This window comes from Xylanibacter ruminicola, assembly GCF_900107775.1.
Taxonomy (GTDB): domain Bacteria; phylum Bacteroidota; class Bacteroidia; order Bacteroidales; family Bacteroidaceae; genus Prevotella; species Prevotella ruminicola_C.
Map to the genome: position 1 here is coordinate 703,482 of NZ_FNRF01000002.1, position 22,941 is coordinate 726,422.

General features: G+C 49.1%; 21 protein-coding genes. 7 read left to right on the top strand and 14 right to left on the bottom strand.

Annotated elements, in window-relative coordinates; all coding sequences use genetic code 11:
- Positions 1-188: 188 nt before the first annotated feature.
- The 3 genes from BLU97_RS16430 to BLU97_RS07130 all read right to left on the bottom strand — a co-directional run bounded on the left by BLU97_RS16430 (position 189) and on the right by BLU97_RS07130 (position 2,209).
- Entirely contained in the window at positions 189-320 is a 132-nt protein-coding gene (locus tag BLU97_RS16430; RefSeq protein WP_139208891.1) for a 4Fe-4S binding protein, read from the bottom strand.
- A 565-nt stretch (positions 321-885) separates the two neighbouring features.
- Positions 886-1,065: a hypothetical protein gene (locus tag BLU97_RS07125; protein WP_074760858.1), complete on the bottom strand. Its 180-nt coding sequence runs from the start codon at positions 1,063-1,065 to the stop codon at positions 886-888.
- A gap of 271 nt (positions 1,066-1,336) precedes the next feature.
- Entirely contained in the window at positions 1,337-2,209 is an 873-nt protein-coding gene (locus tag BLU97_RS07130; RefSeq protein ID WP_074760859.1) for a helix-turn-helix domain-containing protein, read from the bottom strand.
- 186 nt (positions 2,210-2,395) lie between these two features.
- On the opposite strand from BLU97_RS07130, the gene BLU97_RS07135 reads away from it, so the two are divergent.
- The 4 genes from BLU97_RS07135 to BLU97_RS07150 are packed head-to-tail and all read left to right on the top strand — an operon-like array spanning position 2,396 to position 7,905.
- Positions 2,396-3,415, top strand: a complete 1,020-nt coding sequence (locus BLU97_RS07135; protein WP_074760860.1) for an efflux RND transporter periplasmic adaptor subunit — start codon at positions 2,396-2,398, stop codon at positions 3,413-3,415.
- Positions 3,412-6,468, top strand: coding sequence for an efflux RND transporter permease subunit (locus tag BLU97_RS07140; protein WP_074760861.1), 3,057 nt, complete (start codon positions 3,412-3,414; stop codon positions 6,466-6,468). Before BLU97_RS07135 ends, BLU97_RS07140 begins: the two co-directional genes overlap by 4 nt.
- 2 nt (positions 6,469-6,470) lie before the next feature.
- The gene (locus BLU97_RS07145; protein WP_074760961.1) at positions 6,471-7,724 is read left to right on the top strand and encodes a TolC family protein; all 1,254 of its coding nucleotides are present in this window, start codon (positions 6,471-6,473) and stop codon (positions 7,722-7,724) included.
- A 22-nt stretch (positions 7,725-7,746) separates the two neighbouring features.
- Complete coding sequence (locus tag BLU97_RS07150; protein WP_081352902.1) at positions 7,747-7,905, top strand: flavodoxin; 159 nt, start codon at positions 7,747-7,749, stop codon at positions 7,903-7,905.
- Between the two features lie 47 nt (positions 7,906-7,952).
- On the opposite strand, the gene BLU97_RS07155 is transcribed toward BLU97_RS07150, so the two are convergent.
- From BLU97_RS07155 to BLU97_RS07195, 9 genes are all read right to left on the bottom strand, one after another.
- Positions 7,953-8,477 carry a M48 family metallopeptidase gene (locus BLU97_RS07155; protein WP_175456323.1) on the bottom strand — a complete coding sequence of 175 codons (525 nt, stop codon included), beginning with the start codon at positions 8,475-8,477 and terminating at the stop codon, positions 7,953-7,955.
- Between the two features lie 43 nt (positions 8,478-8,520).
- On the bottom strand, positions 8,521-9,249 hold the full coding sequence (locus BLU97_RS07160) for a sulfite exporter TauE/SafE family protein (protein WP_074760863.1): 729 nt from the start codon (positions 9,247-9,249) through the stop codon (positions 8,521-8,523).
- A 10-nt stretch (positions 9,250-9,259) separates the two neighbouring features.
- On the bottom strand, positions 9,260-10,750 hold the full coding sequence (locus BLU97_RS07165) for a type II toxin-antitoxin system HipA family toxin (RefSeq protein WP_074760864.1): 1,491 nt from the start codon (positions 10,748-10,750) through the stop codon (positions 9,260-9,262).
- Between the two features lie 6 nt (positions 10,751-10,756).
- The gene (locus BLU97_RS07170; protein ID WP_074760865.1) at positions 10,757-11,071 is read right to left on the bottom strand and encodes a helix-turn-helix domain-containing protein; all 315 of its coding nucleotides are present in this window, start codon (positions 11,069-11,071) and stop codon (positions 10,757-10,759) included.
- A gap of 685 nt (positions 11,072-11,756) precedes the next feature.
- Positions 11,757-12,797: an ABC transporter permease gene (locus tag BLU97_RS07175; RefSeq protein ID WP_074760866.1), complete on the bottom strand. Its 1,041-nt coding sequence runs from the start codon at positions 12,795-12,797 to the stop codon at positions 11,757-11,759.
- Between the two features lie 19 nt (positions 12,798-12,816).
- A complete protein-coding gene (locus tag BLU97_RS07180) occupies positions 12,817-13,917 on the bottom strand; it encodes an ABC transporter permease (RefSeq protein ID WP_074760867.1) in 1,101 nt (366 codons plus the stop codon).
- 26 nt (positions 13,918-13,943) lie between these two features.
- Positions 13,944-15,413 (bottom strand): ATP-binding cassette domain-containing protein, encoded by a 1,470-nt coding sequence (locus BLU97_RS07185; RefSeq protein WP_074760868.1) that lies wholly within the window; start codon positions 15,411-15,413, stop codon positions 13,944-13,946.
- A gap of 23 nt (positions 15,414-15,436) precedes the next feature.
- Positions 15,437-16,327, bottom strand: coding sequence for an HlyD family secretion protein (locus tag BLU97_RS07190; RefSeq protein ID WP_074760869.1), 891 nt, complete (start codon positions 16,325-16,327; stop codon positions 15,437-15,439).
- Positions 16,328-16,331: 4 nt separating this feature from the next.
- A complete protein-coding gene (locus BLU97_RS07195; RefSeq protein WP_074760962.1) occupies positions 16,332-17,606 on the bottom strand; it encodes a TolC family protein in 1,275 nt (424 codons plus the stop codon).
- 161 nt (positions 17,607-17,767) lie between these two features.
- Between BLU97_RS07195 and BLU97_RS07200 the strand changes: the two genes are divergently transcribed.
- Positions 17,768-18,673, top strand: coding sequence for a helix-turn-helix domain-containing protein (locus tag BLU97_RS07200; protein ID WP_175456324.1), 906 nt, complete (start codon positions 17,768-17,770; stop codon positions 18,671-18,673).
- Positions 18,674-19,140: 467 nt separating this feature from the next.
- On the top strand, positions 19,141-19,521 hold the full coding sequence (locus BLU97_RS07210; RefSeq protein WP_074760871.1) for an MmcQ/YjbR family DNA-binding protein: 381 nt from the start codon (positions 19,141-19,143) through the stop codon (positions 19,519-19,521).
- A gap of 527 nt (positions 19,522-20,048) precedes the next feature.
- Here the strand turns inward: BLU97_RS07210 and BLU97_RS07215 are convergent.
- Both BLU97_RS07215 and BLU97_RS07220 read right to left on the bottom strand, forming a co-directional pair.
- On the bottom strand, positions 20,049-20,558 hold the full coding sequence (locus tag BLU97_RS07215) for a NimIJ family nitroimidazole resistance protein (RefSeq protein WP_074760872.1): 510 nt from the start codon (positions 20,556-20,558) through the stop codon (positions 20,049-20,051).
- A 143-nt stretch (positions 20,559-20,701) separates the two neighbouring features.
- Positions 20,702-21,595: a helix-turn-helix transcriptional regulator gene (locus BLU97_RS07220; RefSeq protein WP_074760873.1), complete on the bottom strand. Its 894-nt coding sequence runs from the start codon at positions 21,593-21,595 to the stop codon at positions 20,702-20,704.
- Between the two features lie 178 nt (positions 21,596-21,773).
- On the opposite strand from BLU97_RS07220, the gene BLU97_RS07225 reads away from it, so the two are divergent.
- Positions 21,774-22,940 (top strand): iron-containing alcohol dehydrogenase, encoded by a 1,167-nt coding sequence (locus BLU97_RS07225; protein ID WP_074760874.1) that lies wholly within the window; start codon positions 21,774-21,776, stop codon positions 22,938-22,940.
- The last annotated feature ends 1 nt before the right edge of the window (position 22,941 follow it).

The window sequence follows — 22,941 nt, forward strand, 5'->3', positions numbered from 1 at the left end:
AAATACGCATTTCTTTTACCAGAATCTATTCTACTTTATACATTTTTCTAATAAACAAATCTATTTTTGACACTCTAAAATGACTTTTTGCCGTCAAAAGGAGAAAGATACGGAAATTAGTTTGTAGCGCAGCAATAGCCTGTTTAGTTTATCCCCATATTAAATATCCATAACCTAAACTAAACCTTTTATCTTCCGACTATAATATATATTACGTCGAAGGGACAGAATTTGGAACAGGAGGAACATGATGTACAAAAGTGTACCCCGAGGGACAGATTTCGATTTTTGCCTCCAAGGGACAAAATTAGTATCAACACTTTTTAACAACCCAATTTTGAGATAAAAAATGCTCCGATTTTTTGCCTGATTATAAAGATATACAAAGAACTGCAAAGATAATTGTACCTGAAGGGATTTAAATTGGAGGTCGCTCTTCACTCGCTTCTCAGTGAATACAAAAATGTGCAAGAATCCGTGTTAACGAATGTGAATATACAAAGAACTGGAAAATCGTCTTTGCAGATGTTTGTATATTTTATTTTTGACGGCAGCTTCATTTGCAGATGTTTGTATATTTTACGTCCCTCCTCCGTCCCTCGGCATACAATCTGTCCCTCTATATTGGAGGAATATACATTGATTATCATACACTTATATTTGCAGATTTTACATTCTGCATCGGAAAGTAGATTCTGCGTGGGCAAATAAGGTAGTCCAAACTACCTGAATATCAGCAAGTTACAAATTTCTCGAGAAACATATATATATATTTAGGAGAAAACCTAATTATTTCATTATCAGTGAGTTATGTTTTAAATGGCATGACAAAAACGACTGTTTTGAGGCCATTTTTCTACCCTATTTCTACCCTCTAGAAAGTTTTTATTTTTTAAAAACGCCCAAAAACGAGGCAAAAAACTTCTTGCCTTGTTCCGAAAACTTGTTGCCGACGAAAACACGGTCATCATCATCGAACACCGCCTTGAACTCATCGCCCAAGCGGATTACATCATCGAGATGGGACAAGGCGGCGGCACCGACGGCGGCAAAGTCGTCTTCCAAGACCCTCCGCAAGAGATTATCCACTGCCAGCAATCGAAGACGGGGCGGTATCTGAAAGATGCCTGTTATGCCCAATTCTCATAATAAATCCCAAAAGTTTCTCCCACATCAGCGCGATGCGGGAGTTTTTTGTGCCTTTGCACTAGAAACAACTATAATATAGATGTACTATGTCATCTCGCACAACGGACTGGACTTCTCGCCTTTGAACGGCGGACGGCCTGTAGTCGTTGCAGATACTATCAGCGTGAGTGGTGAAGATAATATGAATTTATGGGATGTCCGGTGTCTGTGAGGACTGAGTATGGCTGATGCGATATTCCATTGGTGTGCAGCCAAAGTGTTTCTTGAAGTACTTGCCGAAGAAGGAGGTGTTCTCAAAGCCCAGCCGCAGGGCCACCTCCTTGACACTAAGGTCGGTGGAGAGCAGCAAGTAACGGATGTCCTCGTTCACCATATCAGCAATCCACTCGTGGGCCGACTTTTGGCTGCAAGCTTTGCAGATGGTGGCAAGATACTTGGGCGTGATGCAGAGCTGCCGGGCGTAGTATTCTACCGTCTGCTTCTTGACGGTGGCATTCGTTAGCGTGTCAAGGAATCTCTTGAAGTGCATATGTCCAGTACTGGCATCTTCGGCCATGTCGGTCTGCCACTCGCTTTGCTCCATCATCGACAGAATCTCGTAGAGCAAGGCATGAATGATAGTACGGATAATCTCCTTATGATAGGGTTCATTGGGAGTCTGTAGCTTCGACTCCAACAGATAGTCGTAGTAGGCCAATTGCTGCAGGTGTTGCTCTGACAGATTGTTTACCTGTCTCTTGTTGATATACAGCATACGGTTCCACTGCTTGATGTTATTGCGCATCAGTTCCTGTACCAGCCTTACAGACAGCCGCACCACGTTGACCTTGGTATCGGGGCTTACCAAGAGGTGGTCGATGTGCTGTCCTGGCATGCAGATGATGAATGTATGCTCGGCGATGTCGTGCGGCTGTCCGTTTAGGTGAAGTTTCACCAGTCCCTGACGGCACATAATAAATATGTAGCCGTCGGCTTGTGTATGGTTCAGACGCGACAGGTCGGTAATGTTCCGCATTTGCGTGATACACTCGTCGATATAGTCTATGTCTTTTTTATCCATTATCGGTTGCAAAGGTAATGAATATTTTTCTTTCGTCGTGTCCTTTACGTCGAAAATTGTGTGCTTTTTCCGTGAAGTTCGCCTTTTAGCACATTTCCTTCGCCGTATGGAATATCATTGAATGTTCCTTTTGTGCTACTTTTGCGCCTACAAAACAAAATTCGAGTTATACAGGAGTAAAAAAGTATGAAAAAGGAAAATCATGTATTAATGATGTTCGCGCTACTGGCACTGGCAGGTTGCGGCGGGCAGAAAGAGAAACGGGAGGCGGCTCCCGTGCGAGTGACCACAGAGAAAGTAAGTCTAGGGATGGACTATGCCCAAAGTTCCTACGTGGGACAAGTTCAGGAGGCATCAAGTACTGCTGTCAGCTTCATGTCGGCAGGCACCGTGAGCCGTGTCTATGTAGAGGAGGGGCAGCGTGTTAGTCGTGGCCAGTTGATAGCCGAGATGGATAACACCTCTGCCCGCAATGCCCTGCTGGCCGCCGAGGCCAGCCTGCGGCAGGCTAAGGATGCCTATGAGCGCATGAAGCAGTTGCACGACGACCAGACGTTGCCCGAGATGCAGTGGGTGGAGGTGCAGAGTAAGTTGCAGCAGGCGCAGTCGGCCTACGAACTATCTAAGAAGAATGTCGCTGACTGCCGTCTGGTGGCTCCCGTCAGCGGCATCGTCGGTCAGAAGTTCGTCGATGCCGGTGAAACGGCCATGCCCGGCAGTCCTGTGGTGACACTACTCGACATATCCCATGTCAAGGTCAAAGTCTCTGTGCCTGAAAACGAAATCAACGGCATTCCGACCTCTGTCGCATCCACCATCAAGGTAGCGGCACTCGGCGGCGAGACTTTCCAGGGCGGACGCATCGTGAAACACGTTGCCAGCGATGCTATGACCCACAGCTACGGCATCCAGATTCACCTCGCCAATCCCTCGGGGCGCCTGCTGCCTGGCATGGTCTGCACTGTGAGGTTCAACCATGAGTGCAACCCGCAAATAACCGTTCCTGTCACCGCCGTGCAGCGCGGGCAAGGCCAGTCGCTATATGTCTGGACTATCAGCAACGGGCGGGTACGACAGCAGCCCGTCTCGACTGGCGAGACCTACGGTAGTCGCATCGTCATCACCGACGGCTTGAAGGAGCGCGACAGCGTGGTGACTGCTGGCTGGCAAAAATTGAGTAACGGAAGTAAAGTGTCGGCGTTATGAGCAAGGAAAAAAACAGCCGGTGGGTGGCGTGGATGATGCGCAACTACCGCCTCACCTTTCTGGTCGTGGGGCTGATGTTTATTCTGGGCATCTACGGACTGGGTAGGATGTCTAAAGCTGAGTTTCCTGATTTTACCCTGCGGACGGGCGTTGTGGTAGGCATCTACCCGGGAGCCACCAGCGAGGAGGTGGAAGAGCAGCTTGTAAGGCCGCTCGAGCGCTACCTGTTTACTTTCAAGGAGGTGAACCGTTCCAAGACCACCAGCACGAGCCAGAACGGGATTTGCAGTGTTATGGTGGAACTGAACGATGATGTAAATAACAAGGATGAAGTATGGAGCAAGATCAAACACGGGCTAAATGCATTTAAGTGTACTTTGCCGAAAGGTGTGGCAGACGTTGTGGTCAATGACGAGTTCGGCGACACGTCAGCGCTGCTTGTCGCCGTTGAAAGCGATAGCCGGGATTACAGGCAGCTGGAAAAGTATTGTGACCTGATTGGCGACCGCCTGCGAACATTGCCTTCCGTCTCGAATGTGCGTATTTTGGGGAACGTGAAAGAGCAGATTTCCGTCATCGTCGATTACGACCAGCTGTCGGCATACGGCATCAGCAGCCAGCATCTGGCCGACGCATTGTCCGCGCAGGGTATCACCACTGTCAGCGGAAGTGTGAGCGGTTGGCAGAAGGATATGCCTGTCCATGTGTCGCCCGCCTTACGGGGCGAAGATGAAATATCCGAACAGATTCTATACAGCGATGCCGCAGGCCGGGTAGTCCGAGTAAAGGACGTGGCGCGTGTTGAACGCGGGTACGACCTGACGGATGGTTTCATTGAGTACAACGGGCATCGCTGCGTCATCATCTCGATGGAAATGCTGGCAGGCAACAACATCGTGCAATATGGGCGAGACGTTGAAAGCCTGCTGGCAGAGGTCAAGGCCGCCGAACTGCCGGATGACGTGGCAATACACACCATCAGCGACCAAGCCAGTGTGGTCAGTGCCAGCGTCAATTCATTCCTGCGTGACCTGTTCGTCTCGATGGTAGTCATCATCCTCACGATGATGCTTCTTTTCCCGTTGAGTTCGGCACTGGTTGCTTCCACCGCAATTCCCGTGACGACGTTCATCTCGGTGGGCATCATGTATCTGGCCGGCATCCCACTCAACACGATTACGCTCGCAGCTCTGATTGTGGTACTCGGTATGGTCGTGGACGATTCAGTCATTGTCATCGACGGCTATCTGGAATACCTCAATACAGGGATGAGTCGCTGGCACGCTGCCTGCCGGAGCATTTCGACCTATTTTATGCCCATGTTGTTGGCTACTGCTTATATCAGTGCCATTTTCTTCCCGCTGTTGCTTACCTGTACTGGGCAGAAGGGAGATTTCCTGCATGACTTTCCGATTGCCATCGCTATTAACCTGATGACCTCGCTGTTCGTGGCTTTGGTCGTTATTCCGATACTGCTGGTCACTCTTATCCGGAAGAAGACTCATAAGGAAGGACGTAAAAGCATTACCGACTACGTGCAGGAAATATACGACCGACTGCTCGGCTGGGTATTCCGTCACGCATGGCTGGCACTGGGCATGGCCGTCGCCGTTCTGCTCTCCACGGTGTTCTATGCCAGCGAGGTCAAACGGCGCATGATGTCCTGCTCGGAGCGCGACCAGTTCGCCGTGGAGATCTACCTGCCTAAAGGAACGGGACTGGCTGAGACGGTACAAGTGGCCGATTCTGTCTATACTGTGCTGGGCAGCGACGAGCGGGTGCGAGCCATCACCTCGTTCAAAGGTTGTGCATCGCCCCGTTTCCAAGCCTCCTACACCCCTAAGCAAGGTGGAAAGAACTATGCGCAGTTCATCGTGAACACCATCTCGAACGAGGCTACGGAGCAACTCGTGGACGAATACACGGCACGACTTTCGGAAGCCTTCCCTAATGCCTTTGTCAAGTTCAAGCAGTTGGACTCCCAGGTGTTTCAGGCACTGGAGTATCGCTTTTATGGGGAAAATCTGGACTCCCTGCATAGTGCTGCCGGGCAGCTTATGGACTATATGCGCAGCAATCCCGACTTGATGTGGGTGCGCACCGACTTCGAACAGCCGGAACCGATAGTGGAAGTTACACTCGACGAGATAGCCGCAGCACAGTTGGGTATCAGTCGCCAGTCTCTTTCGCTCGGTCTGATGTCACAGATTGATGCCCGTCCGGTAACAACCCTGTGGGAGGGGGATTACGGAGTTCCAGTCATGTTGAAGGACGACCGTTGGGACGATGCGGGATTCGAGGACTTCGGTCATATCCACCTGCAGCCGATGACATCCCCCTCGAAGGTGCAGTTGAAACAGGTAGCCGGAGTGTCACCCAAGTGGAGTGAGACGAAAATCGTCCACCGCAACGGTGTGCGCTGCATGACGGTGACGGCCGAACTTCCACGCACCATGACAGCGGAGAACTTCGCCCCCGACTTACAGCGGTTTGTCGAGGAAGAGATGCGCTTGCCCCAAGGTGTAACCACCGAGTTAGGCGGAGAGATAGAAAACGACAAAGAGAGCATGCCGCAGCTCGGAGCGGGACTGTTCATCGCCATGATTATCATTTTCTTCTTCCTGCTGTTCAATTTCAAGAAATACAAGCTGACGTTCGTCTGCATGTTCGCTGTCATACTATTCATCCCCAGTGCCATGTTCGGCCTTTTCATTACCGACACCACAATGGGACTGACAACCATCTTCGGGTTCATCACGCTGATGGGGCTGATTATGCGTAATGAGATTCTCATTTTCGAGCATGCCGAGGGAGGAATGAAAAACGGGCTGTCGGCACGCGAAGCAGCATTCGAAGCGGGCAAGCGACGAATGGTTCCCATTTTCCTGACAACGGTAACGACTGCCGTAGGCGTCGTGCCGATGATTGCTGCGGGCTCCGCCATGTGGAAGCCCGTGGGCATCACTATTCTTTTTGGCGGCCTGGGTGCGCTCGTGCTGGTCGTCACCGTGTTACCGGTCATTTATTGGAAAATTAACGAAAAAAGAGGATGAAAATGAAATACTTATCGAAACACTTGTCAATACTGCTATTGTTGCTCCCCATAACAGCAGCAGCACAGCCATACACATTAGACCAATGCCGCGAACTGGCACTGAAGCGAAACCGTACCCTACAGTCAGCCCGTCTCGATATGTCGAAAGCCGACGAAGACAAACGCAAAGCCTTTACAGCCTATTTCCCTGAAGTGTCGGGCATGGGTGCCGCGTTCTGGGCTGATGACTATATGATTCAGATGGGGCAAACGGCAATGTTGAAAAACGGAAGGATGGCTACCCTGAGTGCCACGCAACCCCTGTTCGCCGGTGGGCAGATTGTCAATGCCAACCGTTTGGCGAAGGTACAGCAAGAGGTGTCGGCGTTGAAATACCATCTCACAGAGAACGAAGTCCTACAGCGCGTTACCGAAACTTACTGGCAGATTTTCAGCTTGCAAGCCAACCTCACTACGCTCGACAGTAGCGACCGTCTGCTGGCTGAACTCCTGCGTATGACAAACAGCTATGTCCGTGCCGGGGTACGCCTGCCGGCCGACACGCTGCGCTTGCAGCTGCGCCGTCAAGAACTGGAATCCAACCGACTCTCCATCGACAACGCCCTGCGCCTCTGCCAGATGTCGCTGGCCAACATGATGGGTATCGACTGGCAAAGATTCTCCATCGTCGACACCACCTTTGCACAGCCTGCAGACCCCGTCACAGCTTTCATTCCTGCCGACGATGCTGCCACCCAGCGCAGTGAGTATCTGCTGCAAGAACGCGCCGTCGATGCAAGCCGACTTCAATTACGTATGGAACGTGGAAAACTGCTGCCTACGCTTGGTGTCGGTGTGAATGGTATCTATGCTAACCTGATGGAGAAGAATGAGACACACGGCATTCTCTACGCCACCCTCAGCGTCCCCATCTCCGCATGGTGGGGAGGCAGTCATGCCATCCGCAAGGCACGTTATAACCGCCAGCAGGCTGAACTCGCACTGCAAGACACTCGTCAGAACTTGCGCTTAGACATTGAGCATGCATGGAACTCCCTCGTGGAGTCCTACCGGCAAATCGATGTCGCCCGCCGCAACGTCATCTCTGCCCAGGAGAACCTGCGCCAGAACCAGTCCTACTACCGTAACGGCACCACGACTATCAACGACCTCCTCGATGCCGAAAACCAACTATTGCAATCCCAAAACCGACTAACCTCCGCTCTTGCGACCTACCAAGTGCGTCTGGCCGATTACGGGCGGAAAGTGAAATAGAACCCAAGGAGACCCTACACGGATGCCGACCGTCATTCCCTTCGCCACCTATGGCGGCAGCAGCATCAAGAAGGCCTGCGAAGACCTGAAAGCTGCCTACCCAGATGTAAACTGGAAGGAAGGCAAACTCCTGAACAGGACAAGCAAAAAGGAATTAGAGACTTGGGTAAAAGGATTGTAACAGCAAAAACGTCCGTGTCACGAAAGAATGGCACGGACGTTTTTCTTTCAATCATCTTCATCCTCTTCCATTTTACAGATTTGACGTGTCGCCTTACGGGCTTCCTTCCAACGAGGGAAGTATTTGTCCATCAGCGCATGGAAACGGGCATTGTGACTGGGTTCCAACAGATGGCACAGTTCATGAACCACCACATGCTCGACACACCATTCCGGCAACAGCAGCAGATAGGCCGAGAAGCAGATGGACTTATCATTAACTTTGCAGACACCCCAACGTGAAATCATCGCCTTGTAATATACAACCGAAGGTTTCACACCCATCTCCTTTGAATGGCGTTCCACCATCGGCTCTATCAGGGCTTTAAGTCGCCGTTGGGCATCATCAGCCTGTTCTCTTGTCTTTAGCGGCAGCTTATTATAGAAGTTTGCCCTACGCTTTTGGCTTTCGTAAGTTTTCTTCCGTGCCTCCGTTATCCAGTCGCGGTGTTCCTCAATGAACCGTTCTACCTCTTTCTTTGGCATACCAATGAGTGCTGATACATGCACATCGCCATTCTTCACGATGCGCATTGACAGCCTCCTGGTTCTCCTGTATGTTACCTGTATTGCCATTTCAATTTGTCATTAGAATAATCACGCCGCTCACTGCGATATAAGCATAGACAATATAACGAAAGATTCGGTTGGGAATGCACTTAAAGACATAAGCTCCAAGGGGTGTGCCGATGATGACTCCACCAAGTCCAAAACAATAATCAGTCAGGACGGTCGTGGTGAAGAAACCGTTGTAGGCACGAACGAAGGTCATCATTATATTGCCAATCAGGAAGTAGGTCTGAGCCATTGCCATATAATGCTCCTTAGTGGGTTCTGATTGGATGAAGTAGAGCACGGCTGGCGGGCCTTGCATGCCAAAGAAGCCTCCCATCAGACCGCTCAACGTTCCTGCTCCTACCTGCACTCGTTTGGTTGTGGATAGCTTGATCTTTTGGCTGAACAGCGCGAAATAGACGCTGATGACTATCAACGCCACACCCAGAATCCGCTTCAAGATGTGGTCTTCGATGCGGGTCAAGGCAAAGATGGCTATTGTCGAGACAACAATAAACGTCTGCAGTATCGGCCAAAGCCGTTTCCATGTGACATAGGCCTTCAATCTCCAAACGATGACAGCTGAAGTCGTGATTGCAAGAAGTCCTGAGAGTGTTGTGGCCTCACCGTATGTTGGCAGGAAGAACGGCAGCATCGTCATGATGAAGATGCCAAAGCCGAAGCCAGTTGTGCGCTGCACAAAGCTGGCTCCAATGCTCAACAAGAATATGGCTATGACAAGGCTACTCATCGTTATTCCGTCAAGAGAAAAAGTATTTCTCAGCCATAGCCAGCAACTGTTCTGGAGTAAGGTTGGCTACCCCTGTCTTCTCAATCAGCGAGAACTCTTCCTTGTTCTTGCCGATGACGTACTTCCGTTCCTTGCCATCGATTTCAGCGAGCAAGTGGAAGTTGCCTTTATAGGCTTGCTCTATACGGATACTGGAAACCAAATGGCCGTTGATAGTCTGTTCTGGCATTGCCACATCTTCCTGCCATTCACCCCATTCCTTCAGGTGGCTGATAATTGTTGCCTCTACCCTACCCGTCCATTGTTCAGACACACCGTATTTCGTAGCAATGGACCTGAACTGTTTCAATGATGCAACCACTTCACGGATGATGGCATCAGGTCGGCGAATGCCATTGTCGCGGGCAAACTGGATGGCATCCTCACGGGTAATGCCACGAAGCTTGGCCCTGATATACAAGCAATGGTCTTCGTTAGGCAGGAAACCACCATTATCTATAATATAGGTGATATCATAGGCTGGTGACAGTCGCCAACTGCCATCCTCATCCATGATGAACGAGAAGTTCTTATTGTGGTCATCGGTGTTGTTGGCCAGAATATTGAAGACCATTCTACGGAAAACCTCCTGGCAGTCGGATTCTGGTAGATGCAGCTTGCGACAGACGGCTATCAGTTGCTCATAGCTGTCAGCATCTGGACTGATGGCAGCTAACGTTTGGGTATAAATCTTCCTCTCACCGTCACGATCAAAACGCTTGGTGATGAAATGATTATTGCCGTCAACGGTATATAGTTCAGACGGCATCATACGGATTCCTGCCATCGTAGCCAGTTCATAGTAGGCCATCTCCAGTTCAGCCGAACTGTACTGCGTATTGCCGAACTTCAGCAGACAGTAGTCATAGTTCTTCAAGCCGGATATCTGACCACTACGAATCTCACCCGTCTTTCGGTTGATGGCAATGATGGCCTTCGGCTGACGGCCACCTGCAGATGTGCCGACAGTCAACAATGACTGCATGGTGATATTTTCATCAGGCATGATACGAGCCTGTTCCCTCTCTGTGTAGATACGTTCTGCCAAGTCAGCCAACGATTTCATGTCAATCTTCTGAGCCTTTTGCTCACGGGCGTATTCTGGCTGGAACTCCAAGGCTCCCATGCCACGTTTGCCAATGAACGAGAGTTTGTCCAAAGGTGTGATGTCGGCATTAGCCAGATGGTTCTGCTGTCGCCACAGGTCGAAGAGCTGATTGCCCCAGGCATCAGGCAAAGAGTCGGCAACAAATGCAGGTAGTTTCTGGTAGATCCTGGCATCTTCACCCCAAACTGGTGTAAGACTACGTGCTCCATCGATGGGTGCAACCAAGGGAGAAATATTCAGACCTCGCTTGATCCACTCAGGGTTATACATGAAATAAGCCAGCCTCCTGCGCTCATCCCATGCCAATCTGCCTATCTCTTCTCCCCAAAGGATAACTTTCAATGAACTTGTCATAACAGCCTACTTCTTATTCGTGTGACGTATTCTCTGTGCCTTCTTCTCTTCCTTGCGAACAAGGTAAGGCGACTCAGGCAGCTCTGGCAGCACATCGTCCAAAGCATTCACCTGACCAACCACCCTGAGAAGCAAGATGAAGGTGGACAGCGACAAACTGTTTGCCGTACCATTCTCAAACTTGTGGATGGTGGTCAAACCGATGCCTGACTGCTCTGCCACCTCCTTCTGGGTGAGGTTGCAGCGCATCCTGTATTCCTTGAACCGTGAACCAAGCAATCGAACCAGTTCTGGCGTAGAATATTCATAAAAGTCTGCCATAATTGATGTATTTATTATTCAATAAACTGATATTTATATATTGGTTTTATTATTTATCTTCACTTTTTTAATATTTAACGCTGCAAAATTAAGCATTATTTTCCAATCAAACAAACTTTTTCGGGTAAATATGCGAATCTGAAGTCCACTTTTAACAATCAACGTCGTAAGACAGGATTTCGGTCAAGAAAAAAAATCAGGTTTAAGGTTTAGGTTTAACCATGTATATATACATGCCTTCATAACCTCAATCAAACGTACCTGAATCACATGGTGGGTTTAGTTTACCTCTTATATGTATATAAGCCTCCCTAAACTTAAACCTAAACCCAGAGGCACAACCTGAGGCGATTTTTTCTTTTGACCGAAAAAACAGTTGCAAAGATGCGGCTCTTTGAAATAAAAGTCGTACCTTTGCAACCGACAAGATCGATGGTAAGAGATCGATTCGAGTCAAAACGGGAAAACGGATGGTTAAACTTGTTTAAAACTGAAATTTCCTGACATCAGGCTAGAATCCGTAAAAACTACGGACAAAGCAGACAAAAACCACCACTGCCCGTCACTATGAGGCATTCGTAAGTCTCTCAAAAACAAATTTTTAGAAAGGGTTTATCCTATTTCTACCTTTTCGTTGTAACTAACTGATTTTCAGTAACTTACATTTCCTGCGTGGGAAAATAGATTAACTATTCTTTTTATAGCTCTGTACGGCCCAACAACCCATCAGCGTACCAATGCCAGCAAGGGCTAAGACCTGATGGACAGTTTCGTGCAGCCCACCACCACGGATGAAGACGGTGCGGATGGCATCAATGAAGTAGTGCATGGGGTTGATATAGGTGGTAAGATACGCCCACTGGGGCATGGATCGCGTAGGGGTGAAAAGTCCCGACAGCAACATGATGCTCACCACAAAGAACCACATCACGAACATGGCCTGCTGCATGGTGTCGGAGTAGTTGGACACGATGAGTCCGAAAGAAGAGAAGAATAGCGCCAGCAGCATAGCAAGCACGTAGATGAGCCACACGGGACCAACAGGTGTGATGCCATAAACGAACCACGCCAACAACAAGCACACGGTGATGACAAACAGCGCAATGAGCCAGTAAGGGATAAGTTTGGCGAGGATGAACGACCACTTGGAAACGGGCGTAACGTTAATCTGTTCGATGGTGCCTGCCTCTTTCTCGCCAACGATGTTGAGTGTGGGCAGAAAGCCCGTCATCAGCATCATCACAATGGCAAAGAGGGCGGGAATCATGTAGAGTTTGTAGTTCTGACCTTTGTTGTATAAGGTGAGAGGCGTGATGTTTGATGTGTGATGTGTGACGTTTGAGGTGACTATCTGACTCAGATAGGCGCTACCCATTGAGCCTTTGGTGCCGTTGACGGCATTGGCTGCAATGAGATACTTGCCACCGCGAATCTCGAGGATGACATCGGCCCTACCCTTCTCAATGTCCTTCATCGCATCAGCGTAGGTGGCCTTCTGTCCACCGAAGATGAAATAATTAGAGGCAGCAATCTGCTGTACCAACCGCTGCGACTCCACGGTGTGGTCTATGTCAACCACATCTACCACGATGTTCTTCACTTCCATCTGCATCACCCACGGCATGACGCACATGATGACGATGGGGAACATGATGATGAGCTTGGGAAGAAACGCATTGCGGCGTATCTGCAGGAACTCTTTCTGTATGAGATACTTAATCATAATTAAGAATTAAGAGGTATTATCACTTCAATCTTACGTTAAACTTCTTCAGGGCAATAGCCAGCAACACCACCGTCATACCAGCCAGCACAGCCACCTCGCGAGCCACTTCGCCAATGCCCACACCCATAATCATCAGCTTGCGCATGGCCTCGATATAGTAGCGTGGCGGAACCACAGCAGCCAGCCATTGCAGCACTTGCGGCATCGACTCTACTGGAAACAGCATGCCCGACAGCATCACCACAGGCATCAGCAGCACCATAGCCGACAGCAACAGTGCCACGAGTTGCGTCTGTGCCACGTTGGAGATGAGCAGTCCTAACGAGAGCGCCAGCAGAATATAGAGGGTGCTCACAGCCAGAATCCAGAACAGCGAACCAGCAAGGGGCACTCCCAGCACGAAACGCGCCATCAGGAGGATGGTGATGAGGATGGCGAAGGCCAGCACCAGATAGGGCACCACCTTAGCGATGATTACCATCAAGGGGCGCACAGGCGATACGAGCAGTACCTCCATCGTTCCTTTCTCTTTCTCGCGGACAATCGATATCGAGGTCATCATGGCACAGATGAGCATCAGCAGCATACCCATGATGGCAGGCACGAAGTTGTAGGCCGACTTCATCTGCGGATTGTAAAGGAGCCTCACCCCCAGCCCCTCTCCAAAGGGCGAGGGGAGTGAATAGTGTTTGCCGTCAACTGGCTGAGACAGTATGCTTTGGGCGTATGTGGTCCATTGCTGAGCCATATTGGGGTCGCTACCGTCAACCATGATTTGCCACTGAAGGTTACTACTCCCCTCGCCCTTTGGAGAGGGGCTGGGGGTGAGGCACATATCAGCCTTCTGACTGCGGATGAGCCGTTCGGCCTCCTGTGGGGTGTTCACCGTCTGAGTGATAATGAAGTATTCCGATTGTGCCAGTCGTTCTACGGCCTGCTGCGTACGGGGCGACATCTCAGAGGTAACCAACACCGTGCGCACATTCTTCACATCGGTGGTGATGGCAAAGCCGAAGAGCAGCATCATTACCACGGGCATACCAAAGAGGATGAGCATCGTACGCTTGTCACGCAGAATATGCTTGGCTTCCTTGATTACAAATGCTATAAACTGTTTCATTTCTCTAAACACTAAACTCTAAACGCTCAACTGTCACTACGGGTGGCCTGACGGGCCAGATAGGTAAACACATGGTCCATATCGGGTTGGTGGAAACGCTGTTTCAGTTCATCAGGTGTGCCGAGTGCGCTTATTTTGCCGTCCACCATGATAGAGATGCGGTCGCAATATTCTGCCTCGTCCATATAGTGGGTAGTCACAAAGACGGTGATGCCGCGACGGGCAGCGTCGTAGATGAGTTCCCAGAACTGGCGGCGTGTGGCGGGATCGACACCACCCGTGGGTTCATCGAGGAACACCACGCCCGGCTCGTGGAAGATAGAGACGGAGAAGGCCAGCTTCTGCTTCCAACCCAATGGCAGCGAGCCAACGAGGTCGTTCTTGTGCTCCGTGAACTGCAGGCGTTCCATGAGTTCATCGGTCTTGCGGCGAATCTCATCGTCCTTCATGCCGTAGATGCCTGCAAAGAGACGGATATTCTCGGCTACGGTGAGGTCTTCATAGAGCGAGAACCGCTGCGACATATAGCCTATGTGGCGCTTAATCTGCTCATACTCCGTGCGGATGTCGAAACCTACCACCCTACCCGTTCCACTGGTGGGTTGGTTCAGTCCTGTCAGCATGTGCATCGCCGTCGTCTTGCCAGCACCGTTGGCTCCCAGGAATCCGAATATCTCGCCTCGCTTAACGCTGAACGAGATGTCGTCAACGGCATGGAATGAGCCAAAGGCTTTTACCAGATGTTCTACTTCAATGACATTCTCCGACTCTTCACTTTTCACTTTTAGCCCTTCACTTTTATCTATGCCTGGCGGGTTAAAGATGCTGGCAAACTGGGTGAGGATATCATCGGGAGTGCCAATACCGCGCACCTTTCCTTGGTCCAGAAAAGCGACGCGCTCACAACAGCGTACCTCATCGAGATAAGGCGTTGAAGCCACAATGGTGATACCACTTTCCTTCAGCATCAGCAGCATCTCCCACAGCTCCTTACGGCTCACGGGGTCAACACCCGTGGTGGGCTCGTCGAGGAAGAGCACACTGGGTTGGTGTACCAATGCACACGAGAGTGCCAGTTTCTGCTTCATACCACCCGAGAGGGCGCCCGCCTTGCGGTCTTTGAAGCGTTCTATCTGCGAGTAGATGGCTTTGATACTATCGTAGCCTTCAGCAACGGTAGTTCCGAAAAGCGTGGCAAAGAAGTTCAGGTTCTCCTCGATGGTGAGGTCTTGGTAGAGCGAGAACTTGCCCGGCATATACCCCACCCTGCTACGCACCTCGCGCATCTGCTTCACCACGTCGTAGCCATCTACCACCGCCGTGCCTGCATCGGGCAGCAACAGCGAACAGAGGATGCGAAACATCGATGTCTTTCCGGCACCATCAGGGCCAATCAGTCCAAAGACCTCACCCTTGCCGACAGCAAACGACACATCGCAAAGTGCCTGCACCCGTCCGTACGACTTACTGATATTCTTTACTTCAATGGCATTCATAATTGTCAATTATCAATTGTCAATTAGAATTTCACCTCGCCGTACATACCAATCTTCACAAATCCATCATTTTTGATAGCCACCTTGACGGCATACACCAGATCGGCACGCTCATCGTCGGTGAGGATGGTCTTGGGGGTAAACTCCGAGCGCGACGATATCCAGCTGATCGTACCTGCATACTCCTTGCGCTGGTTGTCGCCATAGTCGGCAAACACCTTCACCTGCTGACCTATCTTGATGTGCTGCAGCTGGGCTGAAGTGACGTAGGCACGCAGGTGCATCGACTCGGTATCAGCTATCTTGAACAACGGCTTGCCCACACTTACAAACTCGCCACGCTCCACATATTTCTCGAGAATGGTTCCCTTGGTGGGAGTCATGATGTGACACTTGCGGAGCATATCCTGCAACTGTGCTTTCTGAACCTCAGCAGTCGAAAGTTGAGAGTTGAGAGTTGAAAGTTGAGTGTTGAGCGATGATATCTGCGCATCCAACTGTTTTTGCAGCACCTTCACCTGGTTCGTGGCATCGTCGAGCATCTTCGAGGGGGCAGCCCCGTCGGCCACCAGTTCGCGGTAGCGCTGCTCGTCCTGCTGGGCCTTAACCAACTGCTGGCGTGTGGCAGCTATCTGGCGTTCCATATCAGGCTTCTGACTCTGATACACCGCTTTGGTAGCGTCCATCTGCTGAATCTTCAGCCACGTCTGCGTGGTGTCAATAAGTCCCACCTCTCGGGCTGCCTCCATCTTGTCGCCCTCGTTCACGTCAAACGACAGCAATGCCCCACTCTGTTCGGCAAACACGGTCGTCTCGGTAGCCTCGAACGTGCCCGTTGCATCGTATTCTTTCTCGTTGCTTCCGCAGGCTGTTATTATCAGCGCCACACCTGCCAATACATATATCTTTTGCATAACCTTAATTATTTGTCGTGTATTTGTTGTCGTATATCTCTTTCAGCATTTCAATCTCGTGTACTGACTGTTGCACACAGGCAGCATGCTCCTGATTAATTTCGCGCACCAGGTCGTTCGCATCGATGATGCCGTGTGCCAGCTTCGATTCTGCCGCTTTTCTCACAGCCTGTCGCAGCGATATAATCTCTCCGTCTTGAGCCATCAGCTTCTGATAGCGTGCAATGTTCTCGTGCTGCTGAATCTGTTCCAGGTTGTTATTGAAGAGGAATACCTCCCGGTTGTTTTCTGTCATATCACGCTGCAACTGCAGTTTTGCCTTGTCGTTCTTGCGAGTATAGAGGGCACCGATGTTCCATGTAACCCGTGCACCGATGATGCCGTTCAAGCTCCATTTGTGGCGCATCATGTCCTCAAACATATTCAGACCTGGATAACCATAGAATCCCTGAGCAAACACACCCACCTTCGGCCTCAGCGCGGCGTTGAGTGCTTTTTCCTGAGCATTCAGCACGCTGATCTGTGCGTCCAGCGCCTTCAGTTCCGGACGACGGTTTTCAGCCATGAGCCCTCCGTTGTCAGCCCTCATTTGCGGTTTCAGCACCTCCGTCACCTCTATGCCGCAGAATGTACTCAGCATGCGCTGCAACATCTGTTTCTGCGATGCCAGTTCGGTGGCTTTCTGTACTGCGTTGAGTCGCTCTGCTTTCACACTTTGTAGGTCGCTTTCGGCTGCTGTACCTCGTTTGGTCATCGACTCCAATTTGTTTTCGTTGCCTGCTAACATTGCCTGCAAATCGTTGTTTAGCTTAATCTGCTCATCAATCAGCAACAATCCGAAATACATCTCATTCACACGCTTGCGAACATGATATATATTTACTTCGTTCTGCGCTGTTTGTACCTTGCCCTGTTCACGGGCTATGCGTTTCTGACTGCTGATGACGCCTCCGTCATAGATGGTCTGCTGCACATCGATACCCACGCGATACTGGTCCTTCGTCAGTCCCTTCATGTCAATGCCCATACCGCCCATCATCGTCTTCATCTCGTCAGGCCAAGCCGTCACATCACTCTGATACGTGGCTTGTGCGGTTGCCGACACTTGCGGTAGCCATCCCTTCTGGATATTGGCTACCGTCAGCTGGGTGGTCTTTTCGACAAGTCCATACTGCTGTATCAACGGATAATTCTTTTCTGCTGCCTGCTGACACTCTTCCAGCGTCTGCCCCTGTACCAGCATGGGCAACATCGTCAAAGCTAAAAACAATTTCTTCATATCATCTTTTGTCATTGAATTCCGGATGCAAAAGTACGATGTTTTTTTCATCGTGGTGTTATCTGTAAGAATGGGGAAATGTTCTTTTTGTTCGATTTATACATAAACAGAGCATTGTTTCGCGGAAAATGATTATCTTTGCCAACAAAAAAGGACGTATTATGAACAGACAACCGCAACTGATGGATGCCACACGAATGCGCGACATTCTCACACCACACCTCTCGCAAATGCGCGAGCATATATTCATGAATAGCGAACTGGCAATGGTTCGCGGCGACAGCACGGTGTTCAGTCTGCTGATGCGCCAAAAGCCACCTTTTACCATCAATGATCACCGTTTGGGCATCATCATGAGCGGCGAGGCTGAAATTACCATCAACCTGCAAGACCGCCACCTTACGAGCGGCACACTCGTCTATATCGGTCCTGGAACCATCATCCATCCCAAGCGTCTGTCGCCTGACCTCCGCATCTTCGGAATGGGACTTTTTTCTAACTTCCCCATGCCCTTTGCACAGGGACAGATGCCGTCGGCCTTCAACGGGCAGGTGCGCGACTTCCAGATACCTGCCGGTGAAGCAGATATCACTACAGCTATACATATTATTGACGCCATCTGGCAAATAGTTCATGCTACCAGCGACTATCATCGTCCCACCGTCACAGCCCTCGTAGCTGCCCAGATGCATCACTACGACCAGCTGTTCCATCGGCAGACTGACCAGCTGGCCAGCAGTCGTTCACGCGAGCAGTCCATCTTCGACCGCTTCCTCCAACTGGTCACCCAGCATTGTGCCGAGCATCACCAAATAGGCTACTATGCCGACCGCATGTGCCTAACTGAGCGCTACCTGAGCACCGTCATCCGACAAACCAGCGGCACCACCGCCAAAGACTGGATAGACCGTGCCCTCATCACACGCATCAAAATAGAACTGCGCCACACGGACAAGCCGGCTGCGCAGATTGCCGATGAGATGCATTTTGCCAATCCCTCATTCTTCTCAAAATACTTCCGTCGCCTCACCGGCATGACTCCCGGCGAGTATAAATCTATCAGTTGAGTAACTTTTGTATTGAAAAGTAAATGTGACTCGCTTTCGTCGGAAAAGGCATAAATGAAGATTTCAATAAAGGAGCCTACTCTACTATTAAAGAAACTTTGCAAGGATAAAGACAAAATATCCATCGTCAATTGTCAAATATAAGACAAAAATAGCTTTATTATGAACCTTTTTGCGATATTTAACCACAAACATCGTCGAAAGAACAAAAAGTCTTGGCCATTGATGCTTATTTTCCCAAAAAATTAGTAGCTTTGCACCCATAAAGACCTAATTATATGAAACAAATCATGCTATGGATGCTGACTACCATCCTTATATTGGTTTGAGTACATCGGAGTAAAGAATGATCGACATCAAATAAGAGCCAAGAAGGGATTTTCGATAATTGGTTATAGTAAGATTGATTTAGGCATTGCCAAATATCACTTTGAGATTGGTGCCGAAGAAGTCAACTTTGATTGGGTATGAATATTGAAGAGGTTAGAGAGTACACATTATCACTTCCAGGAGTGACCGAAGACCAAGCGTTTGGTGAAGACATCCTAAACTTTCGCTTGGAAGGAAAGATATTTGTCTGCCTATGGTTAGGTGGTGGCAGATATGATATGAAGGACGGAGAATCAAGAATCGCCTTGAAGTTATCTCCAGACAGGAATATCGAACTTAGAGAACAATTCTCTGCTGTAACACCTGCCTATCATTGGAACAAGACACACTGGAGCGACATTTATTACGAAGAAATGGACAAAGCATTAGTAGAGGGGTTGATAAGAGAATCCTATCAACTCATTGTATCGAAACTCCCAAAGGCTATTCGGTCAAAGTATTTATCAGAATCAGATTAACGCCGAAGTTGTAAAATGAAATTTAAGGATAGCCTTATTACTATTGGTCATTCTACCCACATGGACAGTTTACAAATTCACAGAAGAACGATAAATCGGAATTTAACAATATGACACTCAAAATCATTGATAAATCAGAGAACTTTGAACGCGCTATCGGCTTGCTACAAGCCGCTGGGTATTCAATCAAGTAAATTACAATTTAGCTTACTGAAAAGCGAGGCCTAACATCGACATTGCAGCAAGAATGAAACTACAACAGGACAGTATTATTGTAAGCGACAGGCTACAGGCACTCTATTCAATACACATTTCTTGACAAACGTACTGAACTCAATATTGATATAGAAAAAACTCCCCCAAAACCATGAGTTAACTCGATTAACTTCATGAATTAACTCAATAGACAAATCGAATTAATTCAATAGACAAAATGAATTAATTCACCTAGTTATTTCGCCTAAAGCTTTTTTGTTAGTCTAGCCATCATTTTTTATTACAATATATACACAAAGATATACCAGTCATCAAGTGCTGTTTCTGTTATGCCTTGATTTCATCAGTTCGATAGCTTCCTTACCCGTCAGATGTTCGATATCGAAGCGGATGACCAACATATGGGATAATCCGCTTTCAATCTCTTTCTGAAGGTCTTCGTCATGATTAGGATTGTAGCGATTGCCCAACAAACGGGCTATCTCAAATCTTTCGGAATCGTTTTCCACAATATGGACTCTACCGAATGCAATCACGCTACGAAAGAATGTGGTATATTTCTCAGGCTTTACGTCATCTTGATCAATGACACAGAAAGATGCCTTAGAGCATTTACGGATGGCATCGACTTTATGCCCCTCCATAGCGCTATGGAAATAAAGTCGGCCCTCTTGATACACATAGCTGATGGGAACAGCATACGGATAATCATTATCGCCAAGTAATGCCATCGTACCTGATGTGGCTTTCTGCAAAATAGCGATGCTCTCCTCTTCGGCAAGCATCTGACGCTTGCGCCTCATTTCTCTGAACTCATTCATGATATACCTAATAATTCTATTTCAAAAATAAGCGTGGATCCACTTCACACCATTCTCTTTGGCTTTCGCCTCCAACCAATCCTTGTTGGCCTGTATATACTCTCGTTTTGCCATATATCTATATTCTTTTTCTGATAATTGATTTACTTTCTCACAAACTCGCTGGGTGTAAGACCTGTAATACGCTTGAACAAACGGGTGAAATGATGGGGAAAATCGAACCCCAACAGGCGTGAGGTCTCGCTAATGTTATGCCCTTGCATCAGAAGACTCTTAGCCCGATTAATAATATAATTATGTATATATCCGATAGCTGTGCCGCCTGTGACCTTGTGGACGATGTCACCAAAGTAACGGGGAGAATAGGCCAGTTGGGAGGCACACCAGGCTACGGTAGGCAAGCCTTGTGACAGTTGGCGGTTCTCACGGAAATAGGTTTGCAGCAAGTTCTGGAAGCGCTTCAACAGGTCGGTCTCTCCCCTATTCTCTTCCGACAGCTGACGCAGATAGATACGATTGCAGTATTCCAGTATCAGGTGCAGGTAAGCCTGCAGCACACTTCGGAGTGAAGGGGAATCCTCATGTGTCTGCAACTCTTGTCGCATCTGTGCCACCAGCTGCGTGATGCAGAGCCACTCATCGGGCTCCATGCGCAACGAACCATCAAAGAAATAGGAGAAGAACTGATAGCGGTCTATCTGGCGTTCCAACACGCTGCCATGCAACAGCTCGGGCGACCATAGCAGAACCCAACCACACAAGGAAATGCGCTCACCATTGTCCTCCAATCCGCCTATCTGTCCTGGTTCTACAGCTATGATGGAGGCATCGCTTACCTGCAGCGTCTTCATACCGTAAGAGAGCGTATTGGGGAACTGTCGCTGGATAAACAGTCCATACACGCCATAGTTGTTCAGGCTATGACGGAAGGGTGCCAGTTCGTCGTAATGGATAATGCTGATTAATGGGTGCAACACCGGTGCATCCACAAAACGAGCATAGTCGTTGGGGCTGTCTAACTTCAAAATATTCCTCATATCGGTGGCAAATATACGCAAAATAGTCTAATAATGGTAGAAATTTAATGGTTTTTTAGCACTTTCTGCGAAATTGGTATATAATCAGCCAATTTGTGTAATACCTATATAAAATAATGTGCGTAATTTTGCAGTCGAAATAAGATTCGATTACAAAAAACTTTAAAACTATAAAATTATGTTAGGCAATTTCACATTCCACAACCCCACAAAGTTGCACTTCGGTGAGGATTCTTTGAGCAAACTGAGTGAAGAACTGAAAAAATATGGCAAGAAGGTGATGCTCTGCTATGGCGGTGGTAGCATTAAGCACAACGGCATCTACGACCAGGTGATGGCAGAGCTAAAGAAGGCTGGCTGCGAAGTGGTAGAGATAGCTGGTGTGATGCCGAACCCGACAATAGAAAAGGTTCTGGAGGGTGCCCATATGGCTCGCAAGGAGAATGTCGATTTCATCCTCGGTGTGGGCGGTGGTTCTACCATTGACTACTGTAAGGCCGTAGCCGGAAGCGCTTGCTACGACGGTGATCCCTGGGAGTATTACTTCAAGAACTGGCAGCCTATGACCTGCCGCTGGATTCCCGTGGGCTGTGTGCTCACAATGGCTGGCACAGGTTCCGAGATGGACAGTTGTTCGGTCATCTCCAGCCACTCGGAGAACCGCAAGTTGTTCTATAACTTCCGCAACCCTGACTTCGCCATCCTCAATCCCCGTTTCACCTTTACCGTTCCCAAGTATCAGATGGTGGCTGGTATCTACGACATCATGAGCCACATCTTGGAGCAGTATCTCTCTGGCACCGACGACAACACCAGCGACTATATCGCAGAAGGTCTGATGCGCTCACTCATCGTCAGCTCACGCAAGGCTAACGTTAATCCTGAGGACTACGAGGCTCGTTCTAACATCATGTGGACAGCAACCTGGGCACTCAATACGCTCATCGACCGAGGTAAGGCTACCGACTGGATGGTTCACATGCTTGGTCAGGCTGTGGCTGCCTTTACCGATGCCACTCATGGTCACACACTCGCTGCTGTCAGTGGTGCTTACTACCGTCTGCTCATCAGCAAGTCACCCGATGCTGTACAGAAGTTCAAGCGTCTGGCTATGAATGTATGGGGCGTTTCTGCTGAGGCCAAGACCGACAAGCAGATTGCAATGGAAGGTCTTGAGACGATGGAACAGTGGATGCGCGAACTGGGACTGGCGATGAACATCACCGACTGCGGTGCCAAACCCGAACAGATTGAGGGAATGGCCGATGCATGCCCGATTTGCCAAGGTGGCTACTACATTCTGAATCGTGACGAGGTTGTACAAGTTTTGAAAGATAGTCTTTAGA

Excerpts from the sequence above, each read along its gene's own strand:
- BLU97_RS07145 (WP_074760961.1), top strand. The coding sequence starts at position 6,471 with ATGAAATACTTATCGAAACACTTGTCAATACTGCTATTGTTGCTCCCC.
- BLU97_RS07215 (WP_074760872.1), bottom strand. The coding sequence starts at position 20,558 with ATGAATGAGTTCAGAGAAATGAGGCGCAAGCGTCAGATGCTTGCCGAA.
- BLU97_RS07210 (WP_074760871.1), top strand. The coding sequence starts at position 19,141 with ATGAATATTGAAGAGGTTAGAGAGTACACATTATCACTTCCAGGAGTG.
- BLU97_RS07225 (WP_074760874.1), top strand. The coding sequence starts at position 21,774 with ATGTTAGGCAATTTCACATTCCACAACCCCACAAAGTTGCACTTCGGT.
- BLU97_RS07130 (WP_074760859.1), bottom strand. The coding sequence starts at position 2,209 with ATGGATAAAAAAGACATAGACTATATCGACGAGTGTATCACGCAAATG.
- BLU97_RS07180 (WP_074760867.1), bottom strand. The coding sequence starts at position 13,917 with ATGAAACAGTTTATAGCATTTGTAATCAAGGAAGCCAAGCATATTCTG.
- BLU97_RS07220 (WP_074760873.1), bottom strand. The coding sequence starts at position 21,595 with ATGAGGAATATTTTGAAGTTAGACAGCCCCAACGACTATGCTCGTTTT.
- BLU97_RS07135 (WP_074760860.1), top strand. The coding sequence starts at position 2,396 with ATGAAAAAGGAAAATCATGTATTAATGATGTTCGCGCTACTGGCACTG.
- BLU97_RS07150 (WP_081352902.1), top strand. The coding sequence starts at position 7,747 with ATGCCGACCGTCATTCCCTTCGCCACCTATGGCGGCAGCAGCATCAAG.
- BLU97_RS07160 (WP_074760863.1), bottom strand. The coding sequence starts at position 9,249 with ATGAGTAGCCTTGTCATAGCCATATTCTTGTTGAGCATTGGAGCCAGC.
- BLU97_RS07170 (WP_074760865.1), bottom strand. The coding sequence starts at position 11,071 with ATGGCAGACTTTTATGAATATTCTACGCCAGAACTGGTTCGATTGCTT.
- BLU97_RS07190 (WP_074760869.1), bottom strand. The coding sequence starts at position 16,327 with ATGCAAAAGATATATGTATTGGCAGGTGTGGCGCTGATAATAACAGCC.
- BLU97_RS07200 (WP_175456324.1), top strand. The coding sequence starts at position 17,768 with ATGAACAGACAACCGCAACTGATGGATGCCACACGAATGCGCGACATT.
- BLU97_RS07140 (WP_074760861.1), top strand. The coding sequence starts at position 3,412 with ATGAGCAAGGAAAAAAACAGCCGGTGGGTGGCGTGGATGATGCGCAAC.
- BLU97_RS07185 (WP_074760868.1), bottom strand. The coding sequence starts at position 15,413 with ATGAATGCCATTGAAGTAAAGAATATCAGTAAGTCGTACGGACGGGTG.
- BLU97_RS07165 (WP_074760864.1), bottom strand. The coding sequence starts at position 10,750 with ATGACAAGTTCATTGAAAGTTATCCTTTGGGGAGAAGAGATAGGCAGA.
- BLU97_RS07155 (WP_175456323.1), bottom strand. The coding sequence starts at position 8,477 with ATGCGCATCGTGAAGAATGGCGATGTGCATGTATCAGCACTCATTGGT.
- BLU97_RS07195 (WP_074760962.1), bottom strand. The coding sequence starts at position 17,606 with ATGAAGAAATTGTTTTTAGCTTTGACGATGTTGCCCATGCTGGTACAG.